The organism is Marinobacter sp. CHS3-4, from assembly GCF_030053415.1.
Taxonomy (GTDB): domain Bacteria; phylum Pseudomonadota; class Gammaproteobacteria; order Pseudomonadales; family Oleiphilaceae; genus Marinobacter.
Genome location: NZ_JASGBJ010000002.1, coordinates 353894 through 372658 on the forward strand (window position 1 = coordinate 353894; position 18765 = coordinate 372658).

Here is an 18765-nt window from a genome sequence, read left to right on the forward strand (position 1 = left end):
AATGTTAACGGGACGCAGACGCAGGTTCCACGATATTACCCGTTTGCAAATCGGTGGGAAGATCCGTATTCCCTCGTTCAGGCGTTCCATTCGAAATTCCTCCGGACTCACCCGCAGGCCCAAGGAACCGGGCGAACTCATCGCCCAGGGTTCTTCTGGACCAGTCTTCTACCACCGCAAGGTGGTTAATCATCACAGACGTGCGCCACCAGGTGTCTTCAGCCAGAGGCGTATAGCGGGTAAACGCAATACCCACGATCACCACAACAACACCACGCAAAAGCCCGAACCCCATGCCCAGAACGCGATCTGTCGCCGATAGCCCGGTTGCACGCACCAGATGGCCGATCATATTGTTGATGATGGCTCCAACGATGAGGGTTCCGAAAAATAGAATGGCGAAAGCCGCAATCAGTCGCACAAGTGGCGTTTCCACTGTACTTTGAAGAAGAGACTGCATTTGCGGGTGAAAGGTGCGGGCAAGAATAAAGGCGCCAACCCAGGTCACCAGTGAAAGCGCTTCTCTGACAAAGCCACGCTTCAGACTGATGAGAGTGGATACGGCTATCAGGGCAATGATGACCCAATCGATCCAGATCAGCGTGTCCATTGGAAACCCGGTGCAAAATAAGAAGCGCGAATTCTATCAGGAATCCGCATCTGACCAAACCGCACTTTCACGGATCTGCAGCCAAAGCGCCAGACTCTTTCCGACTGGCTATTTACCGCCGGACGTAACAAGGCTATTGAGACCAAACGCTTTATCCAGCACCTGCTTGGCCTTTTCCGCCTCTGCTTTTTCGGCAAAGGGCCCGCTGAACACTCTGGTCAGCTCTGCATCGCCACGTGTGACGCTCTGTAGGTGGGAGTTATAGCCCTTCTCGCGCACTCTTTCCCGCAGCCGCGTTGCGTTCTCGGCGCTGCCGAAGCTGCCCAGCTGAACGACCCAGGCCCCTTCCAGCGAACGCGTATACTCCTGCGCTTTAACCGGCTCCCGCTCTGCTTCTGGCGACTCTTCCGCAGGCTCGGGCCCAGCGGTCGGCTCTGATTGAACAGACTCTACATCTTCAGAGACCGCTGCACCGGGAGAAGAGCCATTCGAAGAAGATTGCTCGGCCCCTGATTCTGTATTGCCCTGATCCAGCTCTTCAATGCGGTATTCGGGTGGGGATTCAGCGTCCGGCTCTGGCATATCGACTTCTGGAAACGGGGGCTCTTCCGGAATCTTGATGGTGCTGGTTTCGCGCTCTGAGTGTGGCTCATCGAACATCATGGGCACGAAGATGACAGCCAGTGAGACCAGCACCAGTGCACCAATAATCCGCTGTTTCAGTCCGTCCACGCTGCGAGTCCCCTTTGCTGCCCTGTGATGAAGAATGAAATAGCCGGTGCATCGATTCTAGCCCGATACTAACTGTCCGAGCCACGGAACTCAAAACATCACCAGCGTGATGACGAAGATTTAAGAAAGGCTCATAAAACCGCAGCCCGGCCTTCTGCAACTGTGTAAAAAGACCCGAAAATCAGAACCATATCTTGACTATCGGCCTCTGACAGAGCGGTAGCCACGGCCTTGCTTACAGTCTCGAAGCAACGGGCATCGGGTATGTCAGTGGCAAGCCCAACTCGACGGGTCAACTGCTCACACCCCACTCCCCTTGGAACAGCCAGCGCAGCCAGTAACCACTCGTCAACCTGACTTTTCATGGCGCCGGTCACTCCTTCTATATCCTTATCACCCAGCGCGCCATAAACCGCAATGACTCTCTGGCCAGGTCTTTTGAGAGCACTGACCCGCTCTGAAAGCCATCGCGCCGCATGAGGGTTGTGCCCCACGTCGGCGATGACCAGCGGCGACTCTTTCAAATGCTCAAAGCGGCCAGGCAAGCGAAGCGACTGCAGAGCCTGCTCGATCCGCTCAGCTGGCAGATCTGGTTCCAGTTTCCGTATCGCGACCACAGCAGCCGCCAGACTTTTGACCGGCAGACTGGCTGAGGGAACTTCCACGGAAAAAGAATCTTCGTCGATCGAAAGGCAAGTTGACGGCGGCGTGTCAGCAGAAACGGCAAGCTCATATCCCTGCCCTGGACGCAGCAGCCGGATTTTCTGTGCAGCTGCCTGTTGCAATATGGATTGCGGCGGGTCAAAGTCCGCGAAAATCGCCGTTTGGCGCGGACGTAGTATTCCAGCCTTTTCAAATCCAATGGTTTCCAGGTCATTCCCCAGAAACGCCTGATGATCCAGGTCGATGGAGGTAATGATGGCGATGTCGGCATCCAGAATGTTGACTGCATCAAGACGGCCCCCAAGACCGACTTCGAGCAACCAGTCCTGAACTCCGGCATTACTGAAGGCAACGAACGCAGCCAGAGTCCCGAACTCGAAATAGGTCAGTGAAGTCGATCCTCTCGCCTTCTCGACTGCCTCAAACGCCCGCACCATCGCTTCATCGGATATTTCTTCACCGCCTATACGAACTCGCTCGTTGTAGCGTGCAAGGTGCGGCGAGGTGTAAGCGCCCGTGGTTCTGCCAGCCGCCATCAGCATGCCTTCAAGGGCTGAAACCGTACTGCCTTTTCCGTTGGTGCCACCCACGGTGACAATCCGCGCGTTCGGGTTGCGACGAAATAGCCGGCGAAAGACGACCAGAACCCGATCAAGACCCAGATCAATCTCGGTGGGGTGTATGGACTCCAGGTATTGAAGCCAGCTTGCAAGAGAAGAGTCAGGGCCCGGCGCAGAGAGAGGCCGGGCCGACGTGTTATTCGGCAGGGACATCAGATTCCGGTCGTTCGGATACCTCAAATTCGATGGGTTGCTCTGATTTGGTTTGTTCCAGGCCACTGAACTTCGCCAGCAGCGCGGCTATCCGCTCACGCATCTGGTGACGGTGCAGGATCATGTCGATAGCACCATGCTCCAAAAGAAATTCGCTGCGCTGGAAGCCTTCCGGGAGCTTTTCCCGAACCGTCTGCTCAATGACCCGCGGTCCGGCAAAACCAATCAATGCATAGGGCTCAGCGATGTTCAGATCGCCCAGCATTGCCAAACTGGCGGACACGCCACCAAATACCGGATCGGTCATCACCGAAATATAGGGAATGCCTTCCTGCTTCATGCGCTCAAGAACAGCAGCCGTCTTCGACATCTGCATCAGCGACAGGATGGCTTCCTGCATACGGGCACCGCCACTAGCCGAGAAACACACCAGCGGAATGCGCTCTTCAAGACACACGTTAGCTGCCTGAACAAAACGCTCACCAACCACCTGACCCATGGATCCGCCTAGGAAATTGAACTCGAAGGCGACCGCAACGAGTGGGATGTCGAGCGTGGAGCCCCGCATGGCAACCAGTGCGTCCTTTTCCCCGGTCGCCTTCTGATTCTGACTCAAGCGATCCTTATAGCGCTTGCTGTCCTTAAACTTCAAGCGATCCCAGGGCTCCAGATCGGCGCCGATTTCCAACCGGCCGTCCGGGTCCAGGAACACATCCAGGCGACGCCGCGCGGTAATTCTCAAGTGATGATTACACTTCGGACAGACATCCAGATTCTTGTCCAGCTCGGGCTTGTACAAAAACGCTCCGCACTTGGGACACTTCTTCCAGAGCCCCTCTGGCACGCCCATCCTCTGCTTGGAATCCGAGCGGATCTTGCTCGGCATGATCTTGTCCAGCCAGTTACTCATCGTCTCATCCTATCCTGTGAACACCGCCTGAGAGTTCCGGTCAGACGGTCAGGTTGTCCAACGCCTCTCGCATCGGGTGAAGCAGATCAGTTAGCGCTTTGTTCAACTGCACCGGATCTGCCTGATTACGGGCTATTGTATCGACCAGCACACTACCGACAATTACACCATCGGATACCCGGCCGACAGCTGCCGCCGTTTCAGCATCACGAATACCAAAGCCAACACCCACCGGAAGTGCCGTCAGCTCGTGGATATGGGCAACCTTGGAGGCCACCTCATCGATATCGATGGTGCCCGATCCGGTGACGCCTTTGAATGAAACATAGTACACATAGCCGGAAGAGTGTTCGCTGATTGCCCGAATACGGTCATCCGTTGTTGTTGGTGCCAAAAGAAAGATGGCGTCGAGGTTGCGCTCGGTAAACAGTGGCGCGACTTCGTCGGCTTCTTCAGGAGGCAGATCCACGGTCAGAATGCCGTCCACCCCCGCCTCCTTTGCGGAATTGGCAAACAATTCGTAGCCCATCGCTTCCATGGGGTTGAGATAACCCATGAGCACAATAGGGGTCTGGTCGTCGGTTTCACGGAAGGTTTTAACCATTCCGATGACCTGGCGCAGCGATGTGCCATGAACCAGAGACCGTTCACAGGCCTGCTGAATCACCGGGCCATCCGCCATAGGATCAGAAAACGGTACCCCCAGCTCAATGATGTCGGCACCTGCCTTCACCAGAGTGTGCATCAGCTCGACGGTCTGATCCGGATGCGGATCACCTGCCGTGATGTAGGGGATCAGTGCTTTCCGACCCTGGGATTTAAGGGATTTCAGAACCCCTTCAATTCGACTCATGCGTGCTCCTGTTCGTCCTTTATTGCCGTTACATCTCAATGCCATCGAGTTTGGCAACGGTCTGAATATCTTTGTCGCCACGACCGGACACGTTGATTACCACAACCTGGTCCTTCTCCATCGTCGCTGCCAGTTTGATTGCATAGGCAACCGCATGGGCTGTTTCCAACGCCGGCATAATACCTTCCACCCGCGTTAATTTCCGAAAGCCTTCCATCGCCTCATCATCCGTCACCGACACGTAATTGGCCCGACCAATATCCTTCAACCAGCTGTGTTCAGGGCCGACTCCCGGATAATCCAGACCTGCACTGACCGAATGAGTGCCTGCAATCTGGCCGTTCTCATCTTCCATCAAATAAGTCCGGTTGCCGTGCAGAACACCAGGACGTCCGGCGCTCAACGGCGCAGCGTGCTTACCGGTTTCGATACCCAAGCCACCTGCTTCGACGCCGTACATCTGTACGGACTCATCGGTGAGGAAGGGATAGAACATGCCAATCGCGTTTGATCCACCGCCAACACAGGCAACCAGCGCGTCTGGCAGTTTACGGGCCTGTGCCAGACACTGCTCACGGGTCTCGCGGCCAATGACCGATTGGAAGTCCCTGACCAGCAGCGGATAGGGATGTGGCCCGGCTACGGTGCCGATGATGTAAAAAGTGTCGTCAACGTTAGCAACCCAATCGCGCATGGCGTCGTTCATGGCGTCTTTCAGGGTTTTTGTGCCGCTTTGAACGGAATGTACGGTAGCGCCCAGAAGTTTCATTCGGTAAACGTTGAGCGATTGACGCTGCACGTCTTCTGCTCCCATAAACACATGGCATTCCAGCCCAAGCCGGGCACAGACCGTTGCAGTGGCAACGCCGTGCTGGCCGGCTCCGGTTTCGGCAATGACGCGCTTTTTACCCAGAAAGCTAGCCAAAAGGGCCTGCCCTATGGTGTTATTCACCTTGTGCGCACCCGTGTGGTTCAGGTCTTCGCGCTTGAGCCAGATTTGCGCTCCACCGGTCTCGCGGGAAAGTCGCTCTGCAAAATACAGAGGAGAAGGACGCCCCACGTAATGGGCCAGGTCCTTGTCGAACTCAGCCTGAAAATCCGGATCGTTCTTGAGCCGCTTGTATTCTTTCTCAAGCGTCATCAGCGAATCGAACAGGGTTTCAGACACAAAACGACCGCCATAGGCACCGAAGTGACCCCGCGCATCGGGAAATCCGCTCAACATTTCTTCAGTCAGTTTCATCGACACGGTGTACCTCACTTATAAAATCAATCATTTTGTCGGCGCTCTTGATGCCTTTGCTTATCTCCACCCCACCGCTTACGTCGACACCCCACGGGCGGACCTGTTTCACAGCGGTGGCTACGGTATCAGAAGCAAGACCACCGGCCAATATCAGGGGCAGCGGGCGTTCATCAGGAATCAACTCCCAGTTGAAAGACTGCCCGGTGCCTCCGTATTTATCGGCGACCCAGGCATCCACCAGCAAACCACTGGCACTGGAAAAGCGCTCAAATGCCTGCTCAATTTCGCCCTGTTCACGGACCCTGATGGCCTTCATCCAGCGAGCCGGGAAGCTGTTACAGAATTCAGGTGTTTCGTCACCGTGAAATTGCAGCAAGTCCAGCGGCACAGACGCAAGAACCTCTTCCACGAATTGCCTGCTCGGATTCACGAACAGGCCTGTTGTTACTACAAAAGGCGCCACTGAACGCACAAGCCGTGCAGCCGCGTCCACAGACACGCTTCGGGGGCTGGGCTCATAAAACACGAAGCCTACCGCGTCTGCGCCCGCTTCAACCGCTGCGGCGACGTCCTGCAATCGAGTAAGACCACATATTTTTACCCGTGTTCTCATAGCGACACTGTTACTTACGATGAATGTGCGTGGGCTTGATGGGTTGATTATCGCGATCGTCAAACCAGGGAGCAACGAAACCAGGCCCGCATTCGGCTGCGGGAATACCGAAATCCGATGAATACCCAACATCCACCAGATAAAGACCATGGGGCGGCGCCGTCACCCCAGCGCGCCGCCTGTCTCGTGATTCGAGTATCTCACGAATCCATTCCGGGCGCTGCTCTTCCTTGCCAACGGCCATTAGCGCACCGGCAATGTTACGCACCATGTGGTGTAGGAACGCATTGGCTTGTACGTCAATGACCAGGTAATGGCCTTTTCTGTGGACCTGAATGGATTCTAAAAAACGAATCGGAGACCGTGACTGACATCCCGCTGCGCGGAAGGCCGAAAAATCGTGCTCTCCAACCAGTTGTTGCGCGGCCTGATGCATCAGCGATTCATCCAGCGTTCGATATATCCAGGAAACCTGCCCATGCTGGATACCCGGGCGTACCGGGTGGTTATGAATAACGTAACGGTAACGGCGGTAAGTCGCTGAAAAGCGCGCATGAAAATCGTTCTCGCCCTGCCCCGCCCAGTGAACCGCAACATCGGCTGGCAACGCGGTGTTGATCCCCATCACCCAGGAACGAAGGCTTCTTTCAGAAGTGCTCTCAAAATGCGCGATCTGGTAGCTGGCATGGACACCCGCATCCGTTCGCCCCGCGCACACCAGCTCAACCGGATGATCCGCCACTTTTGCTGCGGCTTTACTTAACTCGCCTTCCACGGTTCGTAAACCGGACTTTTGATACTGCCACCCGTGAAATTTTCGGCCGTCATACTCGAACGCCAATACGACCCGGCCGTTGCCGATAGACTTTTCAGTGGTCAGTGCCTGAGGTTGTTGAAACAAAGGACTTCCTGAATGGGCTGGTCACACACGAGAAACGCCGGACTAACCCGTGCTGAACACACGAGTCGCCGGCGTTTCTTATTTCAGATCCTGATTATAACGAATCAGGAGAGATTTTTGAGCAGATCCTGTGCTTCGGCTTTCTGCTCATCGTTACCTTCAAGAGCGACTTCCTCAAGAATATCACGGGCACCATCCACGTCGCCCATTTCGACGTAGGCTCGGGCCAGATCAAGCTTGGTTGCCGCCTCATCGGTTCCTGCCAAGAAATCGAAATCGTCGTCATCACCAAGATCCGACTCATCAAGATCCTTTTCAGCCCCGTCTCCGCTATTGTCCGGGGAAGCAACCGGAACCGAAGAGTCATCAGCATCATCTTCTTCAGGCAGCTCCGGCTTTTCTTCGGCCAGGGTTTCATCGGCCTGTTCCGCACCTTCCACTTCCTGCTCAGGATCTGCCGGCTCGTCGCCCTGCAAAGCATCCTCGAGACCTAGCTCTTCTTCCAGCGACGCGTCTTCAGACGGCTCATCACTCGAAGCCTTCTCAGACTCTGTATCGTCGTCCGACTCTGAAAACTCTTCCATCAACGCAAGGTCTTCATCGGAGACGTCCAGCTCCAGATCATCCAGCTCAGAGCTTTTCTCGGCGCTGGACGACCCGTCTTCATCAGCTACCTTGTCCAGTTCCGCATCCAATTCATCGAGGAAGGACTCGTCGAGCGAATCTGCGTCAAAATCACCACCGTCAATATCAATTTCATCCGTATCGGATGATTCGGCAGACTTGGTGGGAGCTTCCTCAGTCGGACCATCCGATTCCAGATCCGATTCCAGATCCGAAAGGTCAAGATCGCTGCTGTCGTCATCCTCGGACTGAACGTCCAGACTTTCTAAATCAGTTTCGTCTGCGTCAGAATCCTCAAGCTCTGAAGTGTCAAAGTCAAAGCTCAGATCGTCCTCATCGGAATCAGTCTCTGAGGTCTGCTCAAGGTCCGCTTCGTCCAGAGAATAGTCCAATGATTCGTCAGCATCCGACTCTTCGTCGTCCGACGACTCGAGGCTAGACAGATCGTATTCGATCATGTCGTCGCGGCTGTCTTCCTCATCTTGCTTCTCGTCAGCGTCTGACGACTTCGGTTCTTCATCCGGGAGGTCCAGATCCATGTCCTCGAAGTCTGACTCGTCAGAGGATGTTTCTGACTCGGAAAGGTCTTCCTCTCCGGTTTCTGCAGTGTCTGTTTCGTCGTCCGGGAGCTCTGACTCAAAATCGGAACTCAAATCATCGGTGTCTTCAGACTCATAGCCGGAAGTGTCACCACCGTCGGAACGCAGCTGGGACTCAAGATCATCAATGCTCGGCATTGACTCCGCTTCTTCCAAACGCGCCTGAATGGCTTGAGCTTCCGCAGTGGCATCTTCATCATCCAGCGCTTCAACTTCACGGAATTGCTTGTCGAAGGATTCACGGTCCTGGCTGTCTGCATAAACACCCAACAGCTTCAACCGGAGATCTGTGCGACTGGGCTCACGTGAAATAGCGGTTTCGAGCGTCTGTGCAGCCTGGTCCAGACGACCATAGGCAATGTAGGCGTCCGCCTCAGCAACCGGGTCATCGTCAGAGGCCTGGTCACCGTCTTCCTCATCAAATGTCAGATCGAAGGAATCGGTTTCGTCGCCCTCGCCTTCACTGTTCAGTTGATCGTAAAACGCCTTTTCCCGATTGGCATTTCGTCTTGCGAGCAGCAAAAGCAGCAACAACAGAACAATCAGTCCGCCGCCAAGAGCCACTTGATAGATAAAGTTGTTGGTAATGGCATCAATAACATTGCCCGGGAACGGCTTTTCAGCAGGGGCGGTGCTTACTGGCTCAGAAACCGGATCAGCGGGTTCTTGCTCAACAGGTTCCTCCGCAACGACGGGCTCAGAAGACTCTTCCGGCTCTTCTCCTGTCGCGGAGTCGTCAGCGCTTTCCGCCATTTCACCGGCAGGTGCGTCGCCTTCGCTGCCCTCGGCCATTTCAGACTCATCCGTGCCTTCTTCCGCCATACCTTCTTCAGGCATCGACTCTTCAGGCATAGACTCTTCCGGCATCTCCCCATCGGCCATTTCCTGCTCGGCCGCCATTTCGCCAGACTCCGAAGCGGCATCAGACTCACCAGTCACAGCGGATCCATCGGCCATTTCGTCGGCTTCCGAAACCTCACTGCCGGCGTCGCCCACTTGTTCGGTATTCTGCATCTCAGCGAGCTGGCTGTTCTTGAGCTCAAGCAGTCTTTGAAGCGTCTCAACCTGGTTCTGAAGGTCATCTACACGACCTGTCAGTTCCTCATTCTCCCGACGGGCACTTTCAAGCTCTTCCATGGCGACCGCAGTTCCGGCATCAACGCCACCTGCTGTTTCACCATCACCACCGGCAGACCCACCGTCTTCGGGGTCCCGGCTGGAAGCATCATCGGCCGTGACCAGACGGAGCTCATCGCCTCCGCCCGTTGCGGCTTCTTCTGTTGCAGATTCTGTAGCCGTTCCGGAGGCATCAACCGTGCGGGTTGGCGCCGAAAATTCACGATTCTGTACTGCGACTTCCTGATTAGCCCTGGCCTTGCTGCGGCTGCGAATCTGGCCCTCATCCGGGACACGCAATATTTCACCGCGCTTGAGACGGTTGATATTGCTGTTGATGAACGCATCAGGATTCAGATCTTGAATGGCCAGCATGACCTGCTGCATGGATACGTCATTGTTTGGACGTACCTGAGCCGCAATCGTCCACAGGGTGTCCGCAGAGTTGGTCGGACCCAGGGTACGTGCGCCGTAGGAGCGGGTCTGGGTTACCTGGGAGCTCGTCTGCCTGGTGGGCTGAGACGGCGCAGACTGCTGCTGAGGCTGGCTTTGCTGACTCACGGTTGGCGTAGTCACCGACTCCTGTACGCCGGATTCTTCCGCGTAAACGGGCGGGTCAACCAATACGGCGTATTCCCGCATCAGCCTGCCATTGGGCCAGGTCACCTCGACAAGGAAATTCAGGTAGGGTTCGCGAAGCGGTTCGCGGGAAGACACGTTGACGACCAGGTTGCCATCTGGCGCGGTCGTCACCTGGAAATTCAGTTTGGTAAGGAAATAACTTCGATTTATGCCGACTCGCTCATAAGCGGAATCGGGCGCAAGGTTAACGAACACCTCGCCTGGTGCGACCCCGGCACTTTTTCGCAGTTCGATGTCTGCGTCCAGAGGTTCATTCAGGTAGGACTGTAATTCTATCTCTCCCAGCCCCAGTGCCTGAGCGACACCTGAACCGAGCCCTCCCGCTAGAGCCAGAGCAACCGCAAGCTTGCGTACCTTCATGCTTTTTCCTTACCAGTCTCCGTTGTTCGTTACTGTTCTGCAGAACAGGATCGGACGAGGTTGGATGACTTCCGCCGAATTTTCTATCGTTATTATGTAATCTTTTGAACAATCAGTCCGGCAAGTATTGTTGATAAAACCTCTTTTATCAATCAATCAGCCGCATTCCTTGTACCGATTTTTCACTTTTAGAGGGGAAGATGTTGTTAGGAAACGATGATCCCCGTCTGTATATGCCTCGTTTAGGCGTCAGATTATCGCCGGTTTCCGCTATTCAAGCTGAAAATAACAGGGGCGGAGGCATATTTCAGCCTCCGCCCCTGTTGGTTTCTTCGAAATCGAACGCAGTTGGCAGAAACCTGCCTTCATAAACGACTGGTTACTGCTCTTGCAGTACCCGTAGCATCCTGCGCAGTGGCTCTGCAGCCCCCCACAGCAACTGATCGCCGACGGTAAACGCGGAAATGTATTCCGGCCCCATGGTCAGTTTACGGATTCTACCAATCGGCACACTCAGCGTGCCGGTAACCTTGGCGGGCGTCAGTTCCTGAATGGAGGCATCCCGTTCATTAGGAACAACCTTCACCCAATCGTTGGCACCTGCCAGGATGGATTCGATTTCAGACACCGGAAGGTCTTTCTTTAGCTTGATGGTCAATGCCTGGCTATGTGAGCGCATCGCGCCGATCCGTACACAGATGCCATCAATTGGAATCGGGCTGTCGCTGCGACCCAGTATCTTGTTGGTCTCAACGCCCGCTTTCCATTCCTCCTTGCTCATTCCGTTATCAAGCTGCTTGTCGATGAACGGGATCAGGCTGCCAGCCAGCGGCACTTCGAAGTGCTCGGTGGGAAAGCCATCAGACCGCATGGTCTCAGTAACCTTGCGATCAATGTCGAGTATTGCCGATGAAGGATCTGCCAGTTCTTCACTGACGTTGCCGTTCAGCTCGCCCATCTGGTTAAGCAACTCTCGCATGTTCTGGGCACCGGAACCGGATGCCGCCTGATAGGTCATGGGCGAAATCCATTCGATCAGATCCTTCTCAAGAAGCCCGCCAAGAGCAAGCATCATCAAGCTAACGGTGCAGTTGCCGCCAATGTAGTCTTTCACACCCTTCGCGAGGGCGTCATCGATGACGTTACGATTGACTGGATCCAGAACAATCACTGAGTGATCTGCCATACGAAGCGTTGATGCCGCGTCAATCCAGTAACCAGTCCAGCCAGCGTCTCGCAGCTTCTGATACACCGCGTTCGTGTAATCACCACCCTGGCAGGTGACAATCACATCCAGCGCTTTCAGAGCGTCAATGTCGAACGCATCCTGAAGAGGCGGAACACCCTCTTTGCCTACATCCGGCGCCGGCTTCCCGGTCTGGGAAGTGGAAAAGAAAACCGGATCGATATCGGCAAAATCATTTTCTTCGCGCATGCGCTGCATGAGGACCGAGCCCACCATGCCACGCCAACCTACAAGTCCAACTCGCTTCATGTGCGACCTTTGAACCTCATTTTATGCCCGCCCGCTGACTCTATCGCTGTCAGGGACGGGATGGATTATCCCGCAGCGACCGCATCGCGTCGCTATCGGGAACTGAATATCGTCTTCGCCTTTCGCGGAGCTTAGAGCGCGGCCAGAACCGCGTCTCCCATCTCTCGGGTAGACACCTTGCGGCCTTCCGGTGACATGATGTCTGCTGTGCGCAGCCCCTGATCCAGTACCTTGCTGACAGCGGCTTCGATCGCCGCAGCCGCTTTCTCTTCGTTCAGGCTGTACCGCAGCATCATGGCTGCACTCAGGATGGTCGCCAGCGGATTGGCAATACCCTGACCCGCAATATCCGGGGCCGAACCGTGACAGGGCTCATACATGCCCTGCTTGTCAGAGTTCAGAGACGCCGAAGGCAACATGCCGATCGAGCCAGTAAGCATGGCCGCCTCGTCAGAGAGAATATCACCAAACATGTTACCCGTCACAATCACGTCGAATTGCTTGGGCGCGCGGACCAGCTGCATGGCGGCGTTATCGACGTACATATGGGACAGTTCGACATCCGGGTATTCCCGGCGCAGGTCTTCCATGATTTCCCGCCATAGAACAGTCACTTCCAGTACGTTTGCCTTGTCGACAGAGCACAGTTTCTTGCCACGCTGCTGTGCGGTTTCAAAGGCCACTCGACCAATCCTGCGGATTTCGGATTCGGTATAGGCATAAGTGTTGTAACCCTGACGGTCGCCGCTCTCCAGTTCTCTGACACCACGTGGCTGTCCAAAGTAAATGCCGCCGGTCAACTCCCGGACGATCATGATGTCCAGCCCAGACACGACCTCCGGCTTCAGCGAAGACGCAGAGGCCAGCTGAGGGTAAAGGATGGCCGGACGCAGATTGGCGAACAACTCCAGGTTCGAGCGCAGTCCGAGCAAACCCTTTTCAGGGCGACTGGCCATCGGCCGGCTATCCCACTGAGGGCCACCTACGGCACCCAGTATGATTGCATCGGCTGCCCTGGCTTTGGCCAGGGTATCGTCTGGCAGCGGGGTTTCGTGCTGCTCGATTGCGGCGCCACCCACCAGGGCAGTTTCAAAGCTCAGATTCAGGCTGAAATTTTCATTGACCTTGTGCAACACCTTCTCGGCTTCCGCGACGATCTCGGGGCCAATTCCGTCGCCGGGTAGCATTAATACGTTTCTAGACATCTTCTTCCCTTGTACAAGTCGTATTGATTGAATCCTTATCTGGCCGCGGTCCTGCTCATGCGCCGCGACTGAACAGCCAGGGCGCGGTCTTGCGACGGCTTTCTTCGTAAGACTGAATCAGCTCAGCGTCCTCAAGCGTTACGCCGATGTCGTCCAGGCCCTTGAGCAGGCAGTGACGGCGAAAGTCGTCAACCTCAAAATTGAACACCTGCCCCGAGGGAGTAGTTACGGTTTTGGCTTCCAAATCCACTGACAGCTGATAGCCTTCCTCCGCCTTAACTTCAGCGAACAGCTGGTCTACTTTTTCTTCATCCAGAACAATCGGCAACAGACCATTCTTGAAACAGTTGTTGTAGAAAATATCGGCAAAGCTGGGCGCAATAATGACTCTGAACCCAAAATCCTCCAATGCCCAGGGCGCATGCTCACGGCTCGATCCGCAGCCAAAATTTCTACGTGCCAGCAGAATGCTGGACGCTTTGTACCGGTCCTGATTGAGCACGAAATCCGGGTTGATCGGTCGCTGCGAACAATCCTGGTCCGGCTTGCCCTCATCCAGGTAACGCAACTCATCAAACAGGTTAGGACCAAAGCCCGACCGTTTGATGGACTTCAGAAACTGCTTGGGGATAATCATGTCCGTATCCACATTGGACCGGTCCATGGGGGCAACGACGCCCTTGTGCTGTGTAAACGCTCTCATGGTTCTTCTCCTGGTCTACTAGTGGATCAGTTCATCATTTCTCGAACATCGACAAAATGGCCGTGGATGGCAGCAGCAGCGGCCATTGCGGGGCTGACCAGGTGGGTTCGGCCCCCAAAGCCCTGCCTGCCCTCAAAATTCCGGTTGGACGTCGACGCGCAATGCTCGCCCTGCCCCAGTTTGTCGGCGTTCATCGCCAGACACATGGAGCAGCCCGGATCACGCCACTCCAGGCCGGCTTCGATGAAGATCTTGTCCAGACCTTCCTGCTCCGCCTGAGCTTTGACCAGACCAGAACCCGGTACCACCATGGCTTGCTTGAGAGACGGAGACACTTTCCGGCCTTTAACCACTTTTGCCACTTCGCGCAGATCTTCGATACGGCTGTTTGTGCACGAACCGATAAACACACGATCAAGCTTGATATCACCAATCGACATGTTGGGCTGAAGGCCCATGTATTTCAGCGCCCTGACAATGCCTTCACGCTTGATAGGATCCGCTTCGGCCTCTGGGTCGGGCACGTTGCCACCCACTGCCGAAACCATTTCCGGAGAGGTTCCCCAGCTCACCTGAGGCTGGATGGCGGAGCCGTCCAGTTCAACGACTTTGTCGAAGACTGCGTCTTCGTCACTGTGGAGCGTTTTCCAATACTCGATGGCTTTATCCCGCATGTCTCCTTTGGGTGCAAACGGGCGATCCTTCACGTAATCAATGGTGGTTTGGTCCACCGCGACCATCCCGACACGTGCACCGGCCTCGATCGACATATTACAAATGGTCATGCGGGCTTCCATGGAAAGGTCCCGAATGGCTTCGCCACCAAACTCGATGGCATATCCGGTACCGCCAGCGGTACCGATCTTGCCGATAATCGCCAACACCACGTCTTTGCCAGTAACCCCCGGACCAAGCTTGCCATTCACCTTGACCAGCATGTTCTTCATTTTTTGCTGAACCAGACACTGAGTGGCCAGCACATGTTCGACTTCTGACGTGCCGATGCCGTGGGCAAGGCAGCCAAAGGCACCGTGAGTCGAGGTATGGGAGTCACCACAGACAATAGACATTCCAGGCAGCGTAGCGCCCTGCTCGGGGCCGATCACGTGCACAATGCCCTGGCGCTGATCTTTGATCTTGAATTCCAGAATGCCGAACTCGTCGCAGTTCTTATCCAGGGTTTCCACCTGAATCCGGGAAACCGGATCAACGATCCCTTCAACACCCCGCTCTCGATCGGTTGTAGGTACGTTATGGTCCGGCGTGGCCAGATTGGCATCCAGGCGCCACGGTTTCCGGCCTGCCAACCTGAGACCTTCAAAGGCCTGAGGCGAGGTGACTTCATGGAGCAACTGGCGATCGATATAGATCAGTGCAGAACCATCATCCCGCTGCTTGACAAGATGATCGTCCCATAATTTGTCGTATAAGGTTTTGCCCGCCATGACTCTCTCTCACTGTGTTGGTATCGGGATTGTTTGACCAATATTACCGCAGCCCGCAGAATAACCTCAATTCATGTTTTTTATAGATACCATTCCATATAGGAATGCACGAGAGATAAAGCGATGGATGCCCACCTTCTTGAAGCGTTCGTGACCATCATTGACCAGGAATCGTTTTCGGAAGCCGCCGAACGATTGCACCTGACCCAACCGGCCATCAGTAAAAGGCTTTCTGCACTGGAGAGCCTGGCTGGGAACCGGCTGATCGACCGAAGCAACCGGCAGATTCAACTGACCGATGCCGGCGCCCGGCTGCTGCCCCATGCCCGCAGGATCATTGATGAAGTCCACAATGCCAAATTGGCGTTGTCGGATAAGCGAGACACCGTCGCCGGACGCCTGTCGGTGATCGCCAGTCATCACATTGGCCTGCACCATTTACCGGCCTGGCTGCGGAGACTGAACCGTGAGTTCCCGGACGTTTCATTGGAACTTAAATTTATGGATTCCGAGAGCGCACTGGATCAGATGGAGAAGCGGACAGCCGAGCTCGCGTTCGTCACCCTCAGTGAAAGCATGAGCCATTCGTTTGAAGTTCAGGTTCGTTGGGAAGATACGATGGCGTTCGTGGTGTCGCCTGAACACCCGCTGGCAAACCTGGAACAGCCGACGCTCACTGATCTCGCCCGTTACGACGCCCTGTTGCCGGAGGCGGGAACCGCAACCTACCGAACGGTCAGCCGATTGTTCCTGGATCAGGGGCTAACCCTGAAACTGCAGATGCCAACCAACTACATGGAAACCATCAAGGTGATGGCAGGTGTCGGGCTTGGCTGGAGCGTTCTGCCGGTAAACATGATGGACTCGACCCTGGTTCGGCTGCCAATGGAGCCGAGGGTCAGCCGCTTGCTCGGAGGCATCGGATTGGTCGGCCGAACCCTCAGCCCGCAGGCCCGGGCCCTTCTGAAAATCGCATCGGAATTACGCTGATTCGTCTGTTTCGGCAGGTGGCGGACGCAGGCCCCACCAGGTCAACACGATGGCAATGGCCATGGCCACAGCACCACCCCAGAACGCGGCTGACGTGTGAAAGCCATCCACCAGGAATCCGGATAACCAGGCACCAATCGCCCCGCCCGCTCCGAAAGTTAGCCCGCTGTATAGAGCCTGCCCCTGGCCATGATGGTGCTTTCCGAAGAATCCCTGAATGTACTGCACGGAAATGGCGTGCAAGGCGCCGTAAGACGCTGCGTGAAGCAATTGGGCGAAAATCAGGACAAACACCAGGTCCGTCACTTCCGCAATCAGAATCCAGCGAATCATGGTAAGCGCGAGGGCTGAAATGGCAATCTGACGAACTGTGAAGTGTCGGGTAAGGTGGTGCATCACAAGAAACAGACCGATTTCCGCCAGCACACCTAACGACCAGAGCAATCCAATGGAAAGCTTGCCGTATCCATGCTGTTCCAGGTGGATACTGAAAAAGGTGTAGTAGGCGCCGTGCGACACCTGAAGCAGGAAATTCATCAAGAAAAAGGTCATCACCGCAGGGTGTGTGACGATCGCTTTCAAGCTGCCTTTAGGGGCAGGAGGTTTCCGCTCGCCACGTTCCGAGGGAACCAGAAAGGCAGAGACCGCGATGCCGGCAAACACCGGCAACAGAAGCCAGGGCAAATTCGTGACAGGCACGTAGTCCAGAATGGCGCCCACCAAAGCCACGGCGCCAATGAACCCAACCGACCCCCAGAGCCGCACCTTGCCATATTTTTCTTTGGCAGTGCCCAGTGTGCGCAGGGTGATCACTTCATAAAGCGGGAGAATCGCGTTCCAGAAAAAGGTGAAGGCCAGCATGACCAGCAACAACCCGTAAAAACCGGGCTCCATGAACACGCCGGCGAAAAACAGCGATCCGATCAGCGCGCCAGCCCTTACCAGCCTCACACGCTGGCCGGTGCGATCGCCGAGCCAACCCCAGAGGCTGGGCGCAACGATCTTGGTCAACTGAATCGTTGCCATCAGCGTGGCAATTTCAAGGTAGGAAAAGCCCCGCCCTTCAAGGTACAGGGACCAGTACGGTAGCAAACCGCCCAGTAGCGCAAAAAACCAGAAGTAGAGGTTCGATAGCCGCCAGTAGATGGTACTGCCTCCGTTCTGTGGTATCAGGACTGGCCGATGTCAGGCGTTGACACGGTTACGTCGCCGTTCTGGCCCCGGTGTCTGAGGTAATGATCCATCAGTACGATGGCCATCATCGCTTCGGCGATCGGGGTTGCACGAATGCCCACACAGGGATCATGACGCCCTGTGGTAATCACTTCCACCGGATTTCCGTCCACATCAATACTGCGGCCTGGAATACGGAGGCTGGAAGTCGGCTTGAGGGCAATACTGGCCAGAATCGGCTGACCGGAGGAAATGCCGCCCAGAACGCCGCCGGCCTGGTTCGACAAAAAGCCGTCGGGCGTCAGCTCGTCACGGTGCTCCGTCCCTTTCTGCTCAACGCAGTCAAAACCAGCACCAATCTCGACACCCTTTACGGCGTTGATGCTCATCAGCGCGTGAGCCAGATCCGCATCCAGTCGATCAAAAATCGGCTCGCCCAGCCCTGGCGGAACCCCGTCAGCAACAACATTGATGCGAGCTCCAATGGAATCACCGCTTTTTCGCAGTGCGTCCATATAGTTTTCCATCTCGGACACTTTCGATGCATCCGGGCAGAAAAACGGATTCTGGTTCACCTGATCCCAGTCAAATTGCTCTGCGCGGATGGGCCCGAGCTGAGACAGATAACCACGAACCTTGATGCCCAGGCGCTGGTGCAGGTATTTGCGTGCAATGGCGCCTGCCGCCACTCGCATCGCTGTTTCACGGGCTGACGATCGACCACCTCCCCGATAGTCCCGCACGCCATACTTGTGCATGTAGGTGTAATCCGCGTGGGCAGGCCTGAACTGCGTGGCAATTTTGGAGTAATCCTTGGAGCGCTGATCCGTGTTTTCGATCACCAGGCCTATTGGCGTGCCTGTGGTTTTTCCTTCGAACACGCCGGACAGAATCCGGACTTCATCGGCCTCCCGCCTCTGGGTGGTGTGTCGCGACGTACCGGGTTTGCGCCGGTCCAGATCTCCCTGAAGATCAGCTTCAGAAAGTTCAAGCCCGGGAGGGCAACCATCTACGATGCAACCCAGGGCAGCACCATGGCTTTCGCCAAAAGAGGTTACCGTGAACAATTTTCCAAAGCTGTTTCCAGACATATCAGTATCTTAAATAGGTTT

General features: G+C 55.5%; 16 protein-coding genes. 1 reads left to right on the plus strand and 15 read right to left on the minus strand.

Annotation, left to right across the window (positions count from 1 at the left end):
- Positions 1-4: 4 nt before the first annotated feature.
- The 13 genes from QLQ17_RS09630 to leuC all read right to left on the minus strand — a co-directional run bounded on the left by QLQ17_RS09630 (position 5) and on the right by leuC (position 15490).
- Positions 5-610, minus strand: a complete 606-nt coding sequence (locus tag QLQ17_RS09630; protein ID WP_283209369.1) for a CvpA family protein — start codon at positions 608-610, stop codon at positions 5-7.
- A gap of 108 nt (positions 611-718) precedes the next feature.
- Complete coding sequence (locus tag QLQ17_RS09635) at positions 719-1342, minus strand: SPOR domain-containing protein (protein ID WP_283209370.1); 624 nt, start codon at positions 1340-1342, stop codon at positions 719-721.
- 131 nt (positions 1343-1473) lie between these two features.
- Positions 1474-2778 carry a bifunctional tetrahydrofolate synthase/dihydrofolate synthase gene (folC, locus tag QLQ17_RS09640; RefSeq protein ID WP_283209371.1) on the minus strand — a complete coding sequence of 435 codons (1305 nt, stop codon included), beginning with the start codon at positions 2776-2778 and terminating at the stop codon, positions 1474-1476.
- Positions 2762-3688 (minus strand): acetyl-CoA carboxylase, carboxyltransferase subunit beta, encoded by a 927-nt coding sequence (accD, locus tag QLQ17_RS09645; protein WP_283209372.1) that lies wholly within the window; start codon positions 3686-3688, stop codon positions 2762-2764. Before accD ends, folC begins: the two co-directional genes overlap by 17 nt.
- A 40-nt stretch (positions 3689-3728) precedes the next feature.
- Positions 3729-4541: a tryptophan synthase subunit alpha gene (trpA, locus tag QLQ17_RS09650; protein ID WP_283209373.1), complete on the minus strand. Its 813-nt coding sequence runs from the start codon at positions 4539-4541 to the stop codon at positions 3729-3731.
- A 28-nt stretch (positions 4542-4569) separates the two neighbouring features.
- A complete protein-coding gene (gene trpB / locus QLQ17_RS09655; protein WP_283209374.1) occupies positions 4570-5784 on the minus strand; it encodes a tryptophan synthase subunit beta in 1215 nt (404 codons plus the stop codon).
- Entirely contained in the window at positions 5771-6400 is a 630-nt protein-coding gene (locus tag QLQ17_RS09660) for a phosphoribosylanthranilate isomerase (RefSeq protein ID WP_283209375.1), read from the minus strand. The genes trpB and QLQ17_RS09660 overlap by 14 nt, the downstream gene beginning before the upstream one ends.
- Before the next feature lie 10 nt (positions 6401-6410).
- Entirely contained in the window at positions 6411-7301 is an 891-nt protein-coding gene (truA, locus tag QLQ17_RS09665) for a tRNA pseudouridine(38-40) synthase TruA (protein WP_283209376.1), read from the minus strand.
- A gap of 104 nt (positions 7302-7405) precedes the next feature.
- The gene (locus QLQ17_RS09670) at positions 7406-10642 is read right to left on the minus strand and encodes a FimV/HubP family polar landmark protein (protein ID WP_283209377.1); all 3237 of its coding nucleotides are present in this window, start codon (positions 10640-10642) and stop codon (positions 7406-7408) included.
- A gap of 379 nt (positions 10643-11021) precedes the next feature.
- On the minus strand, positions 11022-12137 hold the full coding sequence (gene asd / locus QLQ17_RS09675; RefSeq protein WP_283209378.1) for an aspartate-semialdehyde dehydrogenase: 1116 nt from the start codon (positions 12135-12137) through the stop codon (positions 11022-11024).
- 131 nt (positions 12138-12268) lie between these two features.
- The gene (gene leuB / locus QLQ17_RS09680; RefSeq protein ID WP_283209379.1) at positions 12269-13342 is read right to left on the minus strand and encodes a 3-isopropylmalate dehydrogenase; all 1074 of its coding nucleotides are present in this window, start codon (positions 13340-13342) and stop codon (positions 12269-12271) included.
- Between the two features lie 55 nt (positions 13343-13397).
- The gene (leuD, locus tag QLQ17_RS09685) at positions 13398-14045 is read right to left on the minus strand and encodes a 3-isopropylmalate dehydratase small subunit (RefSeq protein ID WP_283209380.1); all 648 of its coding nucleotides are present in this window, start codon (positions 14043-14045) and stop codon (positions 13398-13400) included.
- Positions 14046-14071: 26 nt separating this feature from the next.
- Positions 14072-15490 carry a 3-isopropylmalate dehydratase large subunit gene (leuC, locus tag QLQ17_RS09690; protein WP_283209381.1) on the minus strand — a complete coding sequence of 473 codons (1419 nt, stop codon included), beginning with the start codon at positions 15488-15490 and terminating at the stop codon, positions 14072-14074.
- A gap of 123 nt (positions 15491-15613) precedes the next feature.
- Here leuC and QLQ17_RS09695 point away from each other — a divergent pair, with 123 nt between their 5' ends.
- A complete protein-coding gene (locus QLQ17_RS09695) occupies positions 15614-16480 on the plus strand; it encodes a LysR family transcriptional regulator (protein WP_283209382.1) in 867 nt (288 codons plus the stop codon).
- Here the strand turns inward: QLQ17_RS09695 and QLQ17_RS09700 are convergent.
- Together QLQ17_RS09700 and aroC are read right to left on the minus strand one after the other, a co-directional pair.
- The gene (locus tag QLQ17_RS09700) at positions 16472-17653 is read right to left on the minus strand and encodes an MFS transporter (RefSeq protein WP_349306797.1); all 1182 of its coding nucleotides are present in this window, start codon (positions 17651-17653) and stop codon (positions 16472-16474) included. The genes QLQ17_RS09695 and QLQ17_RS09700 overlap by 9 nt on opposite strands.
- Positions 17650-18744 (minus strand): chorismate synthase, encoded by a 1095-nt coding sequence (aroC, locus tag QLQ17_RS09705; RefSeq protein WP_283209383.1) that lies wholly within the window; start codon positions 18742-18744, stop codon positions 17650-17652. The genes QLQ17_RS09700 and aroC overlap by 4 nt, the downstream gene beginning before the upstream one ends.
- Positions 18745-18765 lie beyond the last annotated feature (21 nt).